General features: G+C 66.8%; 14 protein-coding genes and 1 other RNA gene. 8 read left to right on the top strand and 7 right to left on the bottom strand.

Annotated features, from left to right (window positions below):
* Positions 1 to 16: 16 nt before the first annotated feature.
* The 5 genes from pstA to phoR all read left to right on the top strand — a co-directional run bounded on the left by pstA (position 17) and on the right by phoR (position 4,647).
* Positions 17 to 880 (top strand): phosphate ABC transporter permease PstA, encoded by an 864-nt coding sequence (gene pstA, locus AAN986_RS08655; protein ID WP_034347746.1) that lies wholly within the window; start codon positions 17 to 19, stop codon positions 878 to 880.
* Positions 881 to 918: 38 nt separating this feature from the next.
* Positions 919 to 1,701 (top strand): phosphate ABC transporter ATP-binding protein PstB, encoded by a 783-nt coding sequence (gene pstB / locus AAN986_RS08660; RefSeq protein WP_016447459.1) that lies wholly within the window; start codon positions 919 to 921, stop codon positions 1,699 to 1,701.
* Between the two features lie 13 nt (positions 1,702 to 1,714).
* Positions 1,715 to 2,416 carry a phosphate signaling complex protein PhoU gene (gene phoU, locus AAN986_RS08665; protein ID WP_016447458.1) on the top strand — a complete coding sequence of 234 codons (702 nt, stop codon included), beginning with the start codon at positions 1,715 to 1,717 and terminating at the stop codon, positions 2,414 to 2,416.
* 20 nt (positions 2,417 to 2,436) lie between these two features.
* A complete protein-coding gene (gene phoB, locus AAN986_RS08670) occupies positions 2,437 to 3,132 on the top strand; it encodes a phosphate regulon transcriptional regulator PhoB (RefSeq protein ID WP_016447457.1) in 696 nt (231 codons plus the stop codon).
* Positions 3,133 to 3,252: 120 nt separating this feature from the next.
* Complete coding sequence (gene phoR, locus AAN986_RS08675; protein ID WP_016447456.1) at positions 3,253 to 4,647, top strand: phosphate regulon sensor histidine kinase PhoR; 1,395 nt, start codon at positions 3,253 to 3,255, stop codon at positions 4,645 to 4,647.
* A gap of 28 nt (positions 4,648 to 4,675) precedes the next feature.
* Here the strand turns inward: phoR and AAN986_RS08680 are convergent, their stop codons facing one another.
* The 4 genes from AAN986_RS08680 to AAN986_RS08695 all read right to left on the bottom strand — a co-directional run bounded on the left by AAN986_RS08680 (position 4,676) and on the right by AAN986_RS08695 (position 9,488).
* On the bottom strand, positions 4,676 to 6,043 hold the full coding sequence (locus AAN986_RS08680; protein ID WP_047218943.1) for an MATE family efflux transporter: 1,368 nt from the start codon (positions 6,041 to 6,043) through the stop codon (positions 4,676 to 4,678).
* Complete coding sequence (locus tag AAN986_RS08685; protein ID WP_047218944.1) at positions 6,040 to 7,779, bottom strand: hypothetical protein; 1,740 nt, start codon at positions 7,777 to 7,779, stop codon at positions 6,040 to 6,042. Before AAN986_RS08685 ends, AAN986_RS08680 begins: the two co-directional genes overlap by 4 nt.
* Positions 7,780 to 7,934: 155 nt before the next feature.
* The gene (locus AAN986_RS08690; protein WP_012206708.1) at positions 7,935 to 8,180 is read right to left on the bottom strand and encodes a type B 50S ribosomal protein L31; all 246 of its coding nucleotides are present in this window, start codon (positions 8,178 to 8,180) and stop codon (positions 7,935 to 7,937) included.
* A 114-nt stretch (positions 8,181 to 8,294) separates the two neighbouring features.
* Positions 8,295 to 9,488, bottom strand: a complete 1,194-nt coding sequence (locus AAN986_RS08695; protein ID WP_047218945.1) for a citrate synthase family protein — start codon at positions 9,486 to 9,488, stop codon at positions 8,295 to 8,297.
* Positions 9,489 to 9,588: 100 nt separating this feature from the next.
* Here AAN986_RS08695 and AAN986_RS08700 point away from each other — a divergent pair, with 100 nt between their 5' ends.
* Positions 9,589 to 10,992: a CoA transferase gene (locus AAN986_RS08700; RefSeq protein ID WP_047218946.1), complete on the top strand. Its 1,404-nt coding sequence runs from the start codon at positions 9,589 to 9,591 to the stop codon at positions 10,990 to 10,992.
* Positions 10,993 to 11,065: 73 nt separating this feature from the next.
* Here the strand turns inward: AAN986_RS08700 and rho are convergent, their stop codons facing one another.
* Both rho and trxA read right to left on the bottom strand, forming a co-directional pair.
* The gene (gene rho / locus AAN986_RS08705; protein ID WP_012206705.1) at positions 11,066 to 12,328 is read right to left on the bottom strand and encodes a transcription termination factor Rho; all 1,263 of its coding nucleotides are present in this window, start codon (positions 12,326 to 12,328) and stop codon (positions 11,066 to 11,068) included.
* Between the two features lie 267 nt (positions 12,329 to 12,595).
* The gene (gene trxA, locus AAN986_RS08710; RefSeq protein WP_016447450.1) at positions 12,596 to 12,928 is read right to left on the bottom strand and encodes a thioredoxin TrxA; all 333 of its coding nucleotides are present in this window, start codon (positions 12,926 to 12,928) and stop codon (positions 12,596 to 12,598) included.
* Positions 12,929 to 13,199: 271 nt separating this feature from the next.
* On the opposite strand from trxA, the gene AAN986_RS08715 reads away from it, so the two are divergent.
* The gene (locus AAN986_RS08715) at positions 13,200 to 14,576 is read left to right on the top strand and encodes a TIGR03862 family flavoprotein (protein WP_047218947.1); all 1,377 of its coding nucleotides are present in this window, start codon (positions 13,200 to 13,202) and stop codon (positions 14,574 to 14,576) included.
* Between the two features lie 65 nt (positions 14,577 to 14,641).
* Here AAN986_RS08715 and ffs read toward each other — a convergent pair.
* An RNA gene (gene ffs / locus AAN986_RS08720) (signal recognition particle sRNA small type) lies at positions 14,642 to 14,738 on the bottom strand.
* 100 nt (positions 14,739 to 14,838) lie between these two features.
* Between ffs and dnaX the strand changes: the two genes are divergently transcribed.
* Positions 14,839 to 17,025 carry a DNA polymerase III subunit gamma/tau gene (gene dnaX / locus AAN986_RS08725; RefSeq protein WP_047218948.1) on the top strand — a complete coding sequence of 729 codons (2,187 nt, stop codon included), beginning with the start codon at positions 14,839 to 14,841 and terminating at the stop codon, positions 17,023 to 17,025.
* Positions 17,026 to 17,048 lie beyond the last annotated feature (23 nt).

The raw sequence follows: 17,048 nt of genomic DNA on the forward strand, positions 1-17,048 counted from the left end.
CAGCACCTCCACCAAGATGATCAATGCCGCCGAGCTGTCGCGCGTGCGCCAGGCCAAGTATGCCCAGCGCAAGCGTGTGAACCAGGTGGCGCTGACCCTGTCCCTGGCTGCCATGGCCTTCGGCGTGTTCTGGCTGATCTGGATTCTGTGGGAGACCATCACCCTGGGCATCGGCGGCCTGAGCCTGGCACTGTTCAGCGAGATGACGCCTCCGCCCAATGAGGCCGGTGGCATTGCCAACGCCATCTTCGGCTCGCTGATCATGGTGGCGCTGGCCACGTTCGTGGGCACGCCCATCGGCGTGATGGCCGGTGTCTACCTGGCCGAATACGATGCGCGTGGCTGGCTGGCCAATACCACACGCTTCGTCAACGACATCCTGCTGTCGGCGCCGTCCATCGTGATCGGCCTGTTCGTCTACACCGTGGTCGTGGCGCGCTTCAAGAGCTTTTCCGGCTATGCGGGCGTGGTGGCGCTGGCGCTGATCGTGATTCCCGTGGTCATCCGCACCACCGAGAACATGCTGGTGCTGGTGCCTGCCAGCCTGCGCGAAGCCGCCTACGCGCTGGGCACGCCCAAGTGGAAGGTCATCATCATGGTGACGCTGCGTGCAGCGCGCGCCGGCGTGATCACCGGCGTGCTGCTGGCCGTGGCCCGCATTGCCGGCGAGACCGCTCCGCTGCTGTTCACGGCGCTGAACAACCAGTTCTGGAATGCCGACCTGTCCAAGCCCATGGCCAGCCTGCCGGTGACCATCTTCAAGTTCGCGATGAGCCCTTACGAGAATTGGCAGCAACTGGCCTGGGCCGGTGTGTTCCTGATCACCGTGGCGGTGCTCGGTCTCAATATCCTGGCGCGTTTCCTGACACGCCAGAAGTAATGCAGCAACAAGCAATCAACCAGGACAAGGATTCCGCAATGACTGCGACCTCTTCCAGCGCGCTGACCTCTTCCAAGCTGACGGTGCGCGACCTGAACTTCTACTACGGCAAGTTCCACGCCTTGAAGGGCATCAACCTGGACATTCCCGAAAAGAAGGTCACGGCTTTCATCGGCCCGTCGGGCTGCGGCAAGTCCACGCTGCTGCGCACCTTCAACCGCATGTTCGAGCTGTATCCCGAGCAGCGCGCCGAAGGCCAGATCTTGCTGGACGGCGAGAACCTGCTGACCAGCAAGCAGGACGTGGCGCTGATCCGCGCCAAGGTCGGCATGGTGTTCCAGAAGCCCACGCCGTTTCCCATGTCCATCTATGACAACATCGCCTTCGGCGTGAAGCTGTTTGAAAACCTCAGCTCCTCCGACATGGACGACCGTGTGGAATGGGCACTGCGCAAGGCGGCCCTGTGGGGCGAGGTCAAGGACAAGCTGCAGCAAAGCGGCTCGGGCCTGTCCGGCGGCCAGCAGCAGCGCCTGTGCATTGCACGCGGCATTGCCATCAAGCCCGAAGTGCTGCTGCTCGACGAGCCCTGCTCGGCCCTGGACCCGATCTCCACGGCCAAGATCGAGGAGCTGATTGCCGAACTGAAGAACGACTACACCGTCGTCATCGTCACGCACAACATGCAGCAGGCGGCCCGCTGCAGCGACTACACGGCCTACATGTACCTGGGCGACCTGGTGGAATTCGGAGACACCGAGCAGATGTTCTTCAAGCCCCAGCGCAAGGAAACGGAAGACTACATCACCGGCCGCTTCGGCTGAGCAGGAGCCATCGATGACCGAAAAACACCTTTCCAGCCAGTTCGACAGCGAACTCAACCGCGTCTCGGCGCGCGTCATGGAACTCGGCGGTCTGGTCGAGTCCCAGATCCGCCAGGCCGTCTATGCGCTGTCGCGCTTCAGCATCGAGGCCGTGGAGCAGGTCGATGCCGCAGAAAAGCGCGTCAATGCCATGGAAGTGGAGATCGACCACGAACTGTCGTCCATCATTGCCCGGCGCCAGCCCACGGCGCGCGATCTGCGCCTGCTGATCGCCTTCTCCAAGGCCACGGCCAACCTGGAGCGCATGGGCGACGAAGCGCACAAGATGGCGCGCATGGTCAAGTCCATCATCGAAAGCGGCGCCGCACGCTCCCTGCCCACGGGCGACCTGCGCACTGCGGCCGAGATGGCCTCGGGCCTGCTGCGCAAGACGCTGGACGCCTTTGCGCGCCTGGACACCAAGGCGGCCGTGGCCATCCTCAAGGAAGATGACCTGATAGACCAGGAGTTCGACGGCTTTGTGCGAAAGCTCATCACCTACATGATGGAAGACCCGCGCACCATCTCGGCCAGCCTGGACCTGCTGTTCCTGGCCAAGGCCATTGAGCGCATCGGTGACCACTCCAAGAATGTGGCCGAGCTGATCATCTATCTGGTGGAGGGCAAGGATGTCCGCCACCAGACCATGGATGCCATCGAGTCGGCAGTGCTGTAAGTGCCGGAGGCGAACAACGGATGAAGAAGATGCCCATGGTCCTTATCGTCGAGGACGAGCCCGCCATCGCGGAGCTGATCGCTGTCAACCTGCGGCACAACGGCTTCCAGCCGGTCTGGGCCGAGGACGGCGTGACCGCGCAGCGCGAGCTCGATGCCGTGCTGCCCGACGTGATCCTGCTCGACTGGATGCTGCCCGGTGCCAGCGGTCTGGCCCTGGCGCGCAAGTGGCGCGCCGACAGCCGCACCAAGGCCGTGCCCATCCTGATGCTCACGGCGCGCGGCGATGAGCCGGACAAGGTGGCGGGGCTCGATGCGGGAGCCGATGACTACATCACCAAGCCCTTCTCGACCCAGGAGCTGCTGGCGCGCATTCGTGCCGTGCTGCGGCGCCGTGCGCCCGAGCAGATCCAGGACAAGGTCAGCATCGGCGAGCTGGTGCTCGACGCCGCCGCGCACCGTGTGAGCTGGCAGGGCGACATGATTAAGGTGGGCCCCACCGAGTTCAAGCTGCTGCACTATCTGATGAAGCACCCCGAGCGTGTGCACAGCCGTGCCCAGTTGCTGGACAAAGTCTGGGGCGATCACGTCTTCATCGAGGAGCGCACGGTGGACGTCCACGTCAAGCGGCTGCGCGAGGCGCTGGGCATGGCCGGTGCATTGATCGAAACGGTGCGGGGCGCCGGCTACCGGCTCAGCGCGCAGGCGCTGGCCTGAGGCGGTCCTGCGTTCCAATGAATCCACGCATGGCCCCCGCAGGCCATGCCCGGGCGCCGCTGCCCCAGGCAGCGAATACAACGCAAAGAAGGCGCAAGTATGGGTTGGCGAGGTTTTCGCTTGTTGGCGTCCCAGATCGCGGGCGCATTGCTGGGATGGTGGCTGTGGGGCGCCATGGCGGCCTCCAGCCCTGGCATGGCGTCACAGGCCGTGGCGGCCCTGGCGGGTGCGTTGTGCGCGGGCTGGATCTGGTGGCTGGTGGACAGCTGGAACGCCATGCGCCTGCTGTCCTGGCTGCGCCAGTCGGAGCTGCGGGAGGCGCCTGAACTCAGCGGCATCTGGGGAGAAGCCAGCGTGCGCATGCGCCGCTGGCTGCGCCAGAGCGTGCAGCAGGTGCAGCAGGGCGACCAGCGGCTCAATGACATTCTTTCTGCCCTGCAGGCCAGTCCCAACGGCGTGGTCCTGCTGGATGCCGACGGCCGCATCGAATGGTGCAACCAGATCGCGGCGCGCCAGTTCGGCTTCGATGCCGAACGGGACCTGCTGCAAAGCATTGGCAACCTGGTGCGCGACCCCGAGTTCAGCGCCTATTTCGCCACCCAGGATTTCTCGCGCGATCTGGTCATGCAGGGCCGCGAAAGCACGGCCTCGCGCCCCGTCAAGCTGTCGGTGCAACTGTACGGCTATGGCGAAGGACGCAAGCTGCTGCTGGCGCGCGATGTGACCGCGGTGGAGCAGGCCGAGGCCATGCGCCGTGACTTCGTGGCCAACGTCTCGCATGAAATCCGCACGCCGCTGACCGTGCTCGTGGGCTTTGTCGAGACGCTGCAGAACCTGCCGCTGGAGCCCGAGGAACGCAACCGCTACCTGGGCCTGATGGCCCAGCAGGCCGAGCGCATGCAGCATCTGGTGGAAGACCTGCTGGCGCTGTCGCGCCTGGAGGGCAGTCCGCTGCCCAGCAGCAACGAATGGGTGCCCGTGGCCCAGCTCATGCAGCGCTGCGAAAACGAGGCGCGCGGCCTGTCGTCCATGCTGACACGCAAGCAATCCCTGCCGCATGCGCTGAGCTTTCCGTCGGCCGAGATGCTGGCGCAGGCCGGCGAGGTGGCCGGCGCCAGCGCCGAGCTGCAAAGCGCCTTCTCCAACCTGCTGGCCAACGCCATGCGCTACACACCGGCAGGCGGGCGCATCGACGTCACCTGGGAGACCTTGCCCGATGGATCGGCACGCTTTGCCGTGCAGGACTCCGGGCCAGGGATCGAGCCCAAGCACCTGGCGCGCCTGACGGAACGCTTTTACCGCGTGGACCGCAGCCGTTCGCGCGATACCGGCGGCACGGGCCTGGGCCTGGCCATCGTCAAGCATGTGCTGCAGCGCCATGGTGCCAAGCTGGGCATCACCAGCGCGCCGGGCCAGGGATCGGAGTTTTCGGTGACCTTTCCGGCCAGCCGGGTGCGCATTCCTGCGCCCGAGGCCCGTGACAGCAGCGACAGCCGGGGCAGCCGCGCCGCATAGCGCGCTCTGACGGATGGCCGCTACCCGCTCAGCGGTTTGTGGCCTTGCGTACGACCGCGCTGAACACCACGGCGGTCACCAGCAGCGCACAGGCGCTGCCGGCCCAGAACGGGGCGGGCGTGCCCGGGTGCAGCCAGGCGGGCAGGACGCTGTCCGTGCCATAGGCCAGCCAGTATCCGCCGGCCAGACCGCCACCCCATAGCAGCAGGCAATAGATGACCAGCGGCGCCACGGTGATGCGGTAGCAGCGCAGCACGAAGATGCAGAAAGTCTGGATGGCGTCCGCCACATGGTAGGCAGCCACCCAGGCCAGCAGGCTGGCGGTGATGGCCACCACCTCGAGGTTGCCGCTGTAGATGCGGGCCAGGCCCTCGCGGGAAAGGAACAGTGCACAGGCCAGCACCAACCCGCCCATTGCCGCCAGTCGCCAGCCCATGGCGACCAGGCGCCGCGCCGTGACCTCGTCGCCGGCGCCGCGCCAGTAGCTGACCCGTGCGCTGGTGGCAATGGCCAGTGACAGAGGCACCATGTAGCACAGCGCCGCAAGGTTGGCGGCGATCTGGTGGCTGGCCGAGGCCAGCGTGCCCTGGCGCGCCACGAACAAGGCCATCAGCGTGAACGATGTCACCTCCACCAGAATCGCCAGTCCCGCAGGAATGCCCAGGCGCGCGAACTGCGCCAGCTGGGGCCAGTCCGGAGGCTCCATGCGCTGCCACAGCGCCAGCGGTGCGTACAGGCGTTGGCTGCGCATCAAAGACAAGGCCAGCGCGACCATGGCGTAGTTCACGATCAGCGTGGCCCAGGCGCAGCCTTCGGCGCCCAAGGCCGGCAGGCCGGCTCCGCCAAAGGCCAGCCAGATGGACAAAGGGATCTTGATCAGCAGCGACACCAGCTGCAGCCAGGTCACCAGCAAGGGGTGGCCCAGCGCCTGGTTGAGCGTGCTGTAGATGCGAAACAGCAGGGCGGCCGGCAGGCTCCAGGCCAGCACCGAGAGATAGGCCCGCACCTGCACCTGCAGCGGCAGCGGAACATCGGCCCAGCGCAGCAGTGCATCGGGAAACAGCAGCACGCCCATGCCCACGGCGCAGGCCGCCAGCAGCATGTACATGGCCTGCCGCAGCGTGCGGCCTATGTCCTGGGGCTGTCCGGCGCCGCGGTGCTCGGCCCACAGCGGCAGCAGGGCCTGGAAAATGCCCATCAGCGAGACGTAGACGCTCACGAAGATGGCCGATCCCACGGACAGCGCCGCCAGCGCCTCCTCTGAATAGCGGCCCGCCACGATGGTGTCGGTCACGCCGAAGGCCATCACGGCCAGCTGCCCGGCCAGCACGGTCAGGGCATGCTGGGCAATGGTGCGTCGCTCTGCGCTCAGGGGGGCGTGCGCTGGCAGGTTCATGGCTTGACCTGGACGGGCCTCGCCTCAGGCCTGCGTTTCAAGACCAGAAGGAAGTCCTTGCGGTCGGTGGGGCGTACCACGCGGGCCACGGTCTCCCAGGTGGCCTGCAGACGTGCGCTGTGAGGATCCAGCCAGGTTTCTTCCTCGGCCACCATCCAGTCGCAGCGCGCGGCACCGGCCATGCTCAGGCGCTGGGTATCGATGTCACCGTAGTAGCGCAGCGCGGCAATGTGGGCGCGCGGCAGGCCATAGGTTTGAACGCAGCTGCCGTCCCTGGGCAGTTCGGCCAGTACCAGGCGCATCTGTGGCTCGAAGCTGCGCGCATGGTCCATCAGCGGCAGCCACAGCGTCATCAGCAGCAGCCAGGCCAGCGTGGCGCCACTGGCGGGCAGCACCAGGCTCTTCCAGATGGCCGCACGGTTGCGCGAGGTGCGCCAGGCCACGAGCACACACCAGGCCAGGGTGGCAGCCACCGCCACGGCGAAGGACAGCACCGAGAATTCCGGCGTGAACTGCGGGGCCAGCCTTGCCACATTGGCGGCGGGCTTGGCGGGAATGCCGGTCTGCAGCGAAAGCCAGATCACCCAGATGGCAATGGCCGCGGCGCTGAAGAACAGCAGGGTGAACCAGTCGATCAGGGCGCTGATGCTGCGGCGCAGCGTGGGCAGGGCAAAGGCCGCCAGCGTGGCTATGGCGGGCAGGCCCAGCAGCAGGGCGCGGTCTGCTGGCAGCGTGCTCAACGAAGCGATCACCGGAATGATGGCAAACCACAGCGGCAGCGCCAGATGGGGATAGCGCCGGGGCGTGGCGATCTGGCGACGCCAGACCCACAGCGTCCACAGTGCCAGCGGCCAGGCGGGCCAGCTGAACCACAGCAGCAGCCTGACCAGGCTTTGCCATTCCTTGGCAGTGCCGCTGTCCACCACGCGCCAGGCCCACTGGTCCAGCCACCAGGACAGTGCGGCCGCCAAGATCGTCACCGCCAGCCACAGCACGGTCCACAGGCGTGATGCGCGTGGGGCGGGCGTGGCTTCGTCGCCCCAGGTGCGCGAGAAGAAAGCCATGGAGGTACCGCCCAGGCCGAACAGCGTGGCCACGGTCGGCGCACCGCTCAGTGCCAGGCCGGGCAGGCCCAGCAGCAATGCCAGCGTGGCCGTGCGGCCGTGGTAGGGCATGGCGGCGGCGGCAAAGAACAGCAGGGCCGCGCAGCCCAGCTGGGTCATGTAGCTGGTGGTTTCGTGGGAGAGCTGGGCCAGGCCCAGGCAGGCCACCAGGGCCAGCAACCCTCCGTCGGCCATGGCGCGCGCATAGTCGGTGGGCTGTGCCTCGCCGCCAAAGGCAAAGGCCACGGGGCGCGCGCCCGGCGTGCGCGCCAGGTAGTACACGCCCCACCAGGTGGCCGTCAGCGTAAGCACCAGCATGGCGATGAAGGGCAGGCGTGCCGCCATCTCCAGATGCAGCCAGGAAGGCGCTCCCTGCATGGCCAGCGCGCCAAGCCAGTACGACAGCAGGCCCTCGGATTCGGGCAGCAGGCCCGCCATGCGCGGTGCCAGCCACGATGTATGGCCCAGGGCCAGCTCCCGCATGTAGCCGAAGGCCTCCATGTCGGCCATGCGCCAGGGGCTGCGCCCCACATATCCGGGCACGACATAGGCCAGGCACAGCAGCAGCAGCGACCAGCGCGGCAGGCGGCGCACGGCGCTTTGGGCAACGATGGCAGGGGTGGGCTGGTTCACTCACAGGACTTTCTGCAACGGAGGGCGCAAGAATACGCGAAGCAAAGGCCTCGAAAAGAATGGGGCATGCCTGGCCGCCATGGATTGGCCGGACTGCGAAAAACAAAAGGGCAGCGCGGTTGCCCGTGCTGCCCTTCTGGCCGGAGAAGCAGGATTTACTTCTTGCCGAAACGGTTGCGGAAGCGCTCCACACGGCCGCCCATGTTGTCCACCGACTTTTGCGTGCCGGTGTAGAAGGGGTGCGACTCGGACGAGGTGTCCAGCTTGAACAGGGGGTAGTCCTTGCCTTCGAAGGTTTCGGTTTCCTTCGTGTTCACGCAGGAGCGGGTCACGAACTTGAAGCCGTTGGACAGGTCCACGAACAGCACTTCGCGGTAGTTGGGGTGGATGCCTTCTTTCATGATCTTTCCTTCTGATGCAAGTGCGGTAGCCGTGCCTGACCCGCTGCAACCTTTGTAGCGGTTCAAATCAAGCGTACTTTCCGCAAGAAAAAGCCCTGCATTATCGCATAGTGCTCAGTTCCGTGCCAAACCGGCAGGCCTGGGGCCCGTGTACGCCGCGCGCGGACGGATGATTTGCCGGGTGGCACGCTGCTCCAGCGCCTGCGCCAGCCAGCCGGCGCAGCGGCCCAGCGCGAACAGGCCGAAGGCGCTGCCCGGCGGCAGCTGCAGATGCCGTCGCAGGGCCACCAGCGCGAAATCGACCGAAGGCGCCTGCCCCGTCAACGCCATCACCTCCTTGGCCAGCATCGTTGCCGGGCCATGCGCCGGCAGCATGTCAAGCAGCAGGGCGGCACGCACGTCGCCATCAGGGTAGAGGTGGTGGCCGAAGCCGGGCAGGGATTCGCCGCGCGCCAGACGCTGGCGCAGGCGGGTGGCGATCTGCTGCTCGCCCACCTCGTCCCACAGCGCTTCCACGCGCGCGGTCGTGCCACCGTGGCGCCCGCCTGTCAAGGCGGCAAGGCCTCCCACCACGGCAGCGCGCAGGCTTGCGCCCGTGGAGGCCACGCAGCGCGCCGTAAAGCCTGATGCGTTGAGTTCATGGTCGGCGCACAGCACCAGGGCCATGCGCACGAGGTCCGCGCCTGGCGCATCCAGCTTCCAGGCCCGTGCGCATTGCAGATGGATGGCGGCCTTGTCCGGCACGGTGCCCAGCAGGCAGGCAGCCAGCAGGCGCAACAGCGCACCGCAGCCTGCCGCCAGCCGTTCGGGCGATTGCTGCCAGGCAGCGGTGGCCGTGTCATCGCTGGCGACGGTGAACAGGGGCAGCAATGTGTTTTCGCACGGTTGGCCTGCCATGCGCTGCTGCAGGTTGGACAGCAAAGGCGCGGCCTCCACGGCGTTTGCAGCGAAGGCTGCCTGGGTCGGGCATTGCCACAGGAGGGCGGCTGTCTCCTCCAGCGTGCGGGTTCGCGCCCAGTGAACGGCGTCCTCGCCCCGGTAGTACAGGCGGCCCTTTTCTATCAATGTGATCGTGGACTCCAGCACCGGCAGGCCCCAGCTGAGCGCGGCCTGCGCCACTTCGCGCGGCTTGCGGCCCAGGCCGCGCTGGCGTGCGAGCTGCTCGACCTCTTCGCGCAGGTAGCGGCTTTGGCGCGGCGTGTCTGCGGCGTGGGCCTGCAGCAGGCCTCGGCTGACATAGGCGTACAGCGTGGCACGGCTCACGCCCAGCAGCGCGGTGGCTTCGGTGGAGTTCAGGTAGTCGGGCATGGGTCGATCATATGTTGATTAATTGAATCAATATTGACAATATTTACCAGGAACCTATGGTACGAGCTCCAAGCCTTGTTTCAGCTGCCAGGAGTGCTCCATGTCCAGTCTTCCGTCCCCTTGCGCTTTTGATCACTGCGCCGCCCAGATCTGGGCGGCACTGGAAGGTGCCCAGGGCGCGCTGCACCGTCTGGAGATGCGCGGGCAAGGCGCCTTGACCTCGGTGTTCCCGGTCTCCGATCTGGCGGCGGCCAGCCTGGGTGTGGCAGGCCTTGCCATCTCCGAGCTGGTGGCCGAATGCGGCGCTGCCGCGCCGCAGGTGGTGGTGGACCGCAGGCTCGCGTCCCTGTGGTTTGGCAGCAGCCTGCATCCACTGGGCTGGGAGATGCCCGCGCTGTGGGACGCCGTGGCCGGTGACTACCGCACGGCCGATGGCTGGATCCGCCTGCATACCAATGCGCCCCACCACCGCGCAGCGGCGCTGGCCGTGCTCGGCGCGCCGGCCAATCGGGAGGCTGTGGCGACGGCGGTGAGCCGCTGGACGGCGCATGAGTTGGAGTCGGCCGTTGTCGCGCAGGGTGGGTGTGCCGCCGCCATGCGCGGGCTGGCTGCCTGGGCTGCGCATCCGCAGGGGCAGGCCGTGCAGCAGGAGCCTTTGCTGGCGTGGCAGGTGCATCCGCAGCCGGGTCAGCCTTTCAGTGCTGGTGCGTGGCAGCCATCGGCGCAGCGGCCGCTGCAGGGGCTGCGCGTGCTGGATCTGACGCGCATCCTGGCCGGTCCCGCCGCCACGCGCTGGCTGGCGGGCCATGGTGCCGAGGTGCTGCGCATCGATCCGCCCGGTTGGGAGGAGCCGGGTACGGTGCCTGAAGTCACGCTGGGCAAGCGCTGCGCCCGGCTGGACCTGCGGGCGCCCCAGGATCGTGCCGTGTTTGAGCAACTGCTGGGCGGCGCCGACGTGCTGGTCCATGGTTACCGGGACGGTGCGCTGGAGGGGCTGGGATTCGGGGCCGCGTGGCGCCGTCGGCTGAATCCCTCGCTCATCGATGTGTCGCTCAACGCCTATGGATGGAGCGGGCCCTGGCAGCAGCGGCGCGGCTTCGACAGTCTGGTGCAGATGAGCGCCGGCATTGCCGATGCAGGCATGCACCGGCTGGGCCGTGACCGGCCCACGCCCCTGCCGCTGCAGGCGCTGGACCACGCTACCGGCTATCTGATGGCTGCCGCCGTGGTGATGGCGCTGGTGCGGCGCATGCAGGGGCAGGGCGGCAGCACGGTGCGTGCCTCGTTGGCGCGCACGGCCCATCTTCTGGCGGGGCATGGCGTGGGCGACCCGGATGCCTGCCCGCTGGCGCCGGTGAACGGTGCCGAGGATTTCAGCGCGGCGATCGAGGCGACCTCCTGGGGCGCGGCGCGGCGCCTGCGGGCGCCGGTGGAGGTGGCGGGTGCGCCCATGCACTGGGAGCGCGCGGCCTGTGCGCTGGGCACGTCTGTCGCAGCGTGGTGAGACGGGCGGCTGGAATGCAAAACGCCCCGCGTAAGCGAGGCGTCTGTGGGGGCCGTGGGCTGGATCTCTGCGATCAGCCGCCGCGGCGCATCATGTCGAAGAAGTCCACGTTGGTCTTCGTGGCCCGCATGTTCTTGATCATCAGCTCCATGGCCTCGATCTCGTCCATGTTGTACATGAACTGGCGCAGGATGCGGGTCTTTTGCAGGATCTCGGGAGCCAGCAGCAGTTCTTCGCGGCGTGTGCCGCTCTTGTTGAGTTCGATGGCGGGGAACACGCGCTTTTCGTAGAGGCGGCGGTTCAGGGCCAGTTCACTGTTGCCCGTGCCCTTGAACTCTTCGAAGATCACTTCGTCCATGCGGCTGCCGGTATCGACCAGGGCCGTGGCGATGATGGTCAGCGAGCCGCCTTCTTCCACATTGCGTGCCGCGCCGAAGAAGCGCTTGGGACGCTGCAGGGCGTTGGAGTCCACGCCGCCCGACAGCACCTTGCCCGACGAGGGCACGACGTTGTTGTAGGCGCGGGCCAGGCGGGTGATGGAGTCCAGCAGGATGACCACGTCCTTCTTGAGCTCGACCAGGCGCTTGGCGCGCTCGATCACCATCTCGGCCACGTGCACGTGGCGCGTGGCGGGCTCGTCGAAGGTGGAGGCGATGATTTCGCCCTTGACCGAGCGCTGCATCTCGGTCACTTCTTCGGGGCGCTCATCGACCAGCAGCACCATCAGGTGCACGTCGGGATGGTTGGCCGTGATGGAATGGGCGATGCTCTGCATCATCATGGTCTTGCCGCTCTTGGGCGGTGCGACGATCAGCGCGCGCTGGCCGCGGCCGATGGGGGCGATGATGTCGATGATGCGGCCGGTGATGTTCTCCTCACCCTTGATCTCGCGCTCCAGGCGCAGCTGCTGGGTGGGGAACAGGGGGGTCAGATTCTCGAACAGCACCTTGTGCTTGTTCTGCTCGGGCGAGCCGCCATTGACGGAGTCGAGCTTGGTCAGGGCAAAGTAGCGCTCGCCATCCTTGGGTGTGCGCACTTCGCCTTCGATCATGTCGCCGGTGTGCAGGTTGAAGCGGCGGACCTGGCTGGGCGAGATGTAGATGTCGTCGGTGCTGGCCGTGTAGCTGGTGTCGGGGCTGCGCAGGAAGCCGAAACCATCCGGCAGGATTTCCAGCACGCCGTCGGCGAACACTTGTTCCCCGGCCTTGGCGCGCTTTTTGATGATGGCGAACATCAACTCTTGCTTGCGCATGCGACCGACGTTTTCGATCTCAAGCGCTTCGGCCTGCTTCAGGACTTCAGACACGTGCAGTGCCTTGAGTTCATTAAGGTGCATGGAGAGACTCCAGAACGGAGTGGAAAGAAACCAGGGGGAGGCGTTGAGCCAAGCGAAACACTGTGGAAGTGGGCTGGCTTGCCTGAGGGTCTCAGCGCGGCCTTCGATGCATAAGGCCGGTGATGAAGGGCATTATGACAGGAAAAAATCCGCAGGTCATAGGGAAATTTGCGCTGGCGCAGGGTTTGTGCGCCAGTGCGATGCGGTGCAGCGGTCAGCGCCGGGCCGCATGTTTGGCTGCCCCGGTGTAGGGGGCAGCCAGGAGAATCAGGCCAGGTGCTGGTCCAGGAAAGCAGACAGCTGTGCCTTGTTGAGGGCGCCGACCTTGGTGGCGGCCAGCTGGCCGTCCTTGAACAGCATCAGCGTGGGGATGCCGCGGATGCCGAACTTGGCCGGGATCTCGCGGTTCTCGTCCACATTCATCTTGGCGATGGACAGCTTGTCCTTGTAGGTCTGGGCTGCTTCGTCGAGGATGGGGGCGATCATCTTGCAGGGACCGCACCATTCGGCCCAGTAATCGACCAGCACCGTGGAGCCGGGTTGCAAGACGTCAGCTTCAAAGCTTGCGTCGGAGATGTGTTTGATCAGTTCGCTGGCCATGGGTGATGTCCTTGATTTTTCGCAATGAGGAAGGCGCAGGAAAATCCGCACCGCGAAATGATTGTGACAGAAACCTATCACCTGCTGCACCGTATGGGCGGTAGCTGGATGCTATGACTGTCATAGCTGTTTACGGGGCGGCAGCAGGGTTGCGGGGTCATCGGGAATTAGTGGCGCCTGCGCGCAGGCCGGCCTGCGGCAGGGTATTCTGCGCGCCCGCGCTGCAGGCATATAAGTCTGCCGGCAGCGCAAAGTTGAATGCGAGCTTGGAATGGGAACTGATGTGATGGATGCTTTTGAACACAGCGCGGCGGCGCGCACGATGGACTGCGATGTGGCGGTGATCGGCGCCGGGCCTGCGGGCCTGATGGCGGCCGAAGGGCTGGCCGGCAAGGGGCTGACTGTCCATGTGTTCGAGGCCAAGTCCTCCGCAGGACGCAAGTTCCTCATGGCCGGCAAGGGCGGGCTCAACCTGACCCATTCCGAAAACCTGCCCGCCTTTGTCTCCCGCTATGGCGAGCGCAGTGCCGAGGTGTCGCGCTGGCTGGAGCTGCTGCCCCCGGACCAGCTGCGTGCCTGGGCCGGCGAGCTGGGCGTGGAAACCTTTGTGGGCAGTTCGGGCCGCGTATTCCCCAAGGACATGAAGGCTGCGCCCTTGCTGCGTGCCTGGCTGGTGCGTCTGCAGACCCAGGGCGTGGTCCTGCACACGCGCCACCGCTGGCTGGGTTGGCAGGATGGCGATGCGCTGGGCTTTGACACCCCCGAAGGGCGGCTGCAGGTGCACGCGAAGGCCGTGGTGCTGGCGCTGGGCGGCGGCAGCTGGGCGCGGCTGGGCTCGGATGGCGCCTGGATGCCCTGGCTGGAGCAGCGCGGCGTGGAAGTCGCTGCGTTGAAGCCCTCCAACTGCGGGTTCGATGTGGGCCTGGGCGATGCGGCGCCGGGCGGGCAGATTGATCGCCGGGAATTCATGGCCGAGCTGCTGGGGGCCAGCCCCCAGCCTGCGCGCGGCTGGAGCCCCTATTTCACCGAGCGCTTTGCCGGCCAGCCTTTCAAGTCGGTGGCGCTGTCCTTTGATGATGGCCGGGGCAACGTTTTCTCGCGCAAGGGCGAATTCGTGGCCACAACCACGGGCGTGGAGGGCAGCCTGGTCTATGCCGTCTCTGCCGCGCTGCGCGAAGCCATTGCGCGCGACGGGCATGCCACCGTCCATCTCGACCTGCTGCCCCAGTTGACACCCGAGCGGGTGCTGGCGGAGGTGCGCCATCCGCGTGGCTCACGCAGCCTGGCCAGCCATCTGAAGGGGCGCCTGGGCCTGGACGGCATCAAGGCCGCCGTGCTGCATGAGGTGCTGGGCAAGGACGGCGTGGCCGATCCTGCGCGGCTGGCCCAGGCCATCAAGGCCCTGCCCATCACCTTGGTGGCGGCCCGGCCCATCGACGAGGCCATCAGCACCGCAGGTGGCGTGCGGCTGCAGGCGCTGAATGCCAATGGCATGTGCGTGGCTGCGCCCGGCGTTTTCTGTGCCGGCGAAATGCTGGACTGGGAGGCTCCCACGGGTGGCTACCTGCTGACGGCATGCATGGCCAGCGGCGTGCACGCGGCACAGGGCGTCGCCCGCTATCTGAAGGTGGATGGCGAGACGCGTTGAGGAGAGAAGGGGCCGCTGCGGGCGTGGACGGGGGAGGCGCCCGCAGGGCCTGCTGTTCAATGGAAGGTGACGAGCCTTGCCCTCGGCACTGGTTTCACGGTTAGGGCTGCTTGGTTCCCCACCTGACCCGGTTGGCCGCTTCCCCATGCGAGGAGGCCCGTCACTCCCGATTATAGGGGCAAACACCGGGCTGCCCGGGCGACAAGGCCGGCCAAACCCGGGGCGCACCGGGCGAGGGTGCTCAGCCCCGTAGAATCGCGGGATGTCTTATCTTGTGCTGGCCCGCAAATACCGCCCCCGCAATTTCTCCGAAATGGTGGGGCAGGAGCATGTCGTTCAGGCGCTCACCAATGCCCTGACGCAGCAGCGCCTGCACCATGCCTATCTGTTCACCGGCACGCGCGGCGTGGGCAAGACCACGGTCTCGCGCATTCTGGCCAAGTCGCTCAACTGCCAGGGCGCCGATGGCCAGGGCGGCATCACGGCAACGCCCTGCGGCGTCTGTGCGGCCTGTACCGAAATCGACAGCGGCCGCTTTCCCGATTACACCGAGCTGGACGCCGCCTCCAACCGCGGGGTGGACGAGGTGCAAAGCCTGCTGGAGCAGGCCGTCTACAAGCCGGTGCAGGGACGCTTCAAGGTCTTCATGATCGACGAAGTGCACATGCTCACGAACACGGCCTTCAACGCCATGCTCAAGACGCTGGAAGAGCCACCCGAGTACCTGAAGTTCGTGCTGGCCACCACCGATCCGCAGAAGGTGCCCGTGACCGTGCTCAGCCGCTGCCTGCAGTTCAACCTGCGGCCCATGGCGCCCGAGACCGTGCTGGAGCATCTGGGCCAGGTGCTCGGCCAGGAAGGCGTGGCTTCCGAACCCCAGGCCCTGCGCCTGCTGTCTCGCGCCGCGCGCGGCTCCATGCGCGATGCGCTGTCGCTGACCGACCAGGCCATTGCCTTTGGCAGCGGCCAGCTGCAGGAGTCCATGGTGCGCCAGATGCTGGGCAGCGTGGACCGCAGCCATGTGTTCCGCCTGATCGAGGCACTGGCCCAAGGCGATGGCCAGGTGGTGGTGGAGACTTCCGAGGCGCTGCGCCGCAACGGCCTGTCTGCAGCCTCCACGCTGGAGGAGATGTGCGCCGTGCTGCAACGCATGGCTGTGGCGCAGGCTGTGCCGCAGATGGCCGCCGACGCCAGCGATCCGGAGGCCGCAGAGATCGCCCGCCTTGCGGTGCTGATGCCGCGCGACGAAACCCAGCTGCTCTACAGCATCTGCCTGCATGGTCGGGCCGAACTGGGCCTGGCACCCGACGAGTACGCGGCGCTGACCATGGCGCTGCTGCGGCTGCTGGCGTTCAAGCCGCAATCTGCAGAGCCCGCCCCGGGCGCGGCTGAAAAAAAAACTCCAGCGCTGACCCCCTCCACGGCGAAGCCTGAATCTCCCGCGCCCGTTGCGCAGACGCGGCCCGCACAGCCCGCTGTGCCCGAGGCCCCCGCTGTCCCAGTCAAGGCGGCCATGCCCGTCCCGGTCGCGCCTCCTGCTCCTGTCGCGCCTGTCGTATCTCCCGTGACCGCTGCGCCCGCCGTGGTCGCTCCCGTGGTGCAAGCCGTTGCGGCTCCAGCGCCTGTTCAGGCGCCCGTGGCCGTGGCCGCAGTTGTCAGGCCGGAACCTGTGCTTGCGCCTGTCCAGGAGGCCAGGCCTTCCGCTGCTCCAGAGCTGAAGCCGGCCGCCGGTGTCGCCCAAGAGCCCCTGGACGAGCCTGTGGATGAGCCCGTGGACGATGTGCAGGAAGACGCAGACTCTTCTGCCGATGAGGCGCCGCAGGTGCAGGATGCCGATGCGCCGGACGAGGGTGCCTGGGCCGGGATGCCCGATGAAGGCTGGGCCGACGAAGGCCGCTGGAGCGATGACGGAGATCTGGCCCTGGAGCCGCCTGCCGCTGCCGTGGCACGGCAGTCCGAACCGCAGATCGACACTCAGATCGATGTGCAGGATTTCGCTCCCGAACGTGGCCGCCAGTCCCCGGATGCGCCACCCGCGCCGACCGTGGAGCGCACGGCCGAGGGCGATGTCTGGCACGCTGCCGTCCAGCAACTGGTGCAGGCCGAGGCCGTCACTGCGCTGGCGCGCCAGCTGGCGCTGCAGTCGCAGCTGGTGGCGCGCGAGGGCGATACTTGGACGCTGCGTGTGGAAAGCAGCTCGCTGGCCCAGCCCGCCACGCGCGAGCGCCTGCGTGCGGCGCTGGAGGCTGCCGGCCTGGCCCGGCAGCTGCATGTCGAGCAGGGCGCCGTGGTGGACAGCCCCGCGCGGCGCAATGCGGTGGCCAGCCATGAGCGCCAGCGCATTGCCGAAGACATCGTGATGAATCATTCTCTGGTGCAGACCCTGATCCGCAGCCATGGCGCGAAAATCGTGCCTGGCAGTATCAAGCCCGTATCCATTCAGCCCTGACACGCTCTAGAGCGTTTCGTTTT

The organism is Delftia sp. DS1230 (genome assembly GCF_040112715.1).
Classification (GTDB): domain Bacteria; phylum Pseudomonadota; class Gammaproteobacteria; order Burkholderiales; family Burkholderiaceae_C; genus Comamonas; species Comamonas tsuruhatensis.

Excerpts from the sequence above, each read along its gene's own strand:
- pstA (WP_034347746.1), top strand. The coding sequence starts at position 17 with ATGATCAATGCCGCCGAGCTGTCGCGCGTGCGCCAGGCCAAGTATGCC.
- pstB (WP_016447459.1), top strand. The coding sequence starts at position 919 with ATGACTGCGACCTCTTCCAGCGCGCTGACCTCTTCCAAGCTGACGGTG.
- phoU (WP_016447458.1), top strand. The coding sequence starts at position 1,715 with ATGACCGAAAAACACCTTTCCAGCCAGTTCGACAGCGAACTCAACCGC.
- phoB (WP_016447457.1), top strand. The coding sequence starts at position 2,437 with ATGAAGAAGATGCCCATGGTCCTTATCGTCGAGGACGAGCCCGCCATC.
- AAN986_RS08680 (WP_047218943.1), bottom strand. The coding sequence starts at position 6,043 with ATGAACCTGCCAGCGCACGCCCCCCTGAGCGCAGAGCGACGCACCATT.
- AAN986_RS08690 (WP_012206708.1), bottom strand. The coding sequence starts at position 8,180 with ATGAAAGAAGGCATCCACCCCAACTACCGCGAAGTGCTGTTCGTGGAC.
- AAN986_RS08695 (WP_047218945.1), bottom strand. The coding sequence starts at position 9,488 with ATGCCCGACTACCTGAACTCCACCGAAGCCACCGCGCTGCTGGGCGTG.
- AAN986_RS08700 (WP_047218946.1), top strand. The coding sequence starts at position 9,589 with ATGTCCAGTCTTCCGTCCCCTTGCGCTTTTGATCACTGCGCCGCCCAG.
- rho (WP_012206705.1), bottom strand. The coding sequence starts at position 12,328 with ATGCACCTTAATGAACTCAAGGCACTGCACGTGTCTGAAGTCCTGAAG.
- trxA (WP_016447450.1), bottom strand. The coding sequence starts at position 12,928 with ATGGCCAGCGAACTGATCAAACACATCTCCGACGCAAGCTTTGAAGCT.
- AAN986_RS08715 (WP_047218947.1), top strand. The coding sequence starts at position 13,200 with ATGGGAACTGATGTGATGGATGCTTTTGAACACAGCGCGGCGGCGCGC.
- dnaX (WP_047218948.1), top strand. The coding sequence starts at position 14,839 with ATGTCTTATCTTGTGCTGGCCCGCAAATACCGCCCCCGCAATTTCTCC.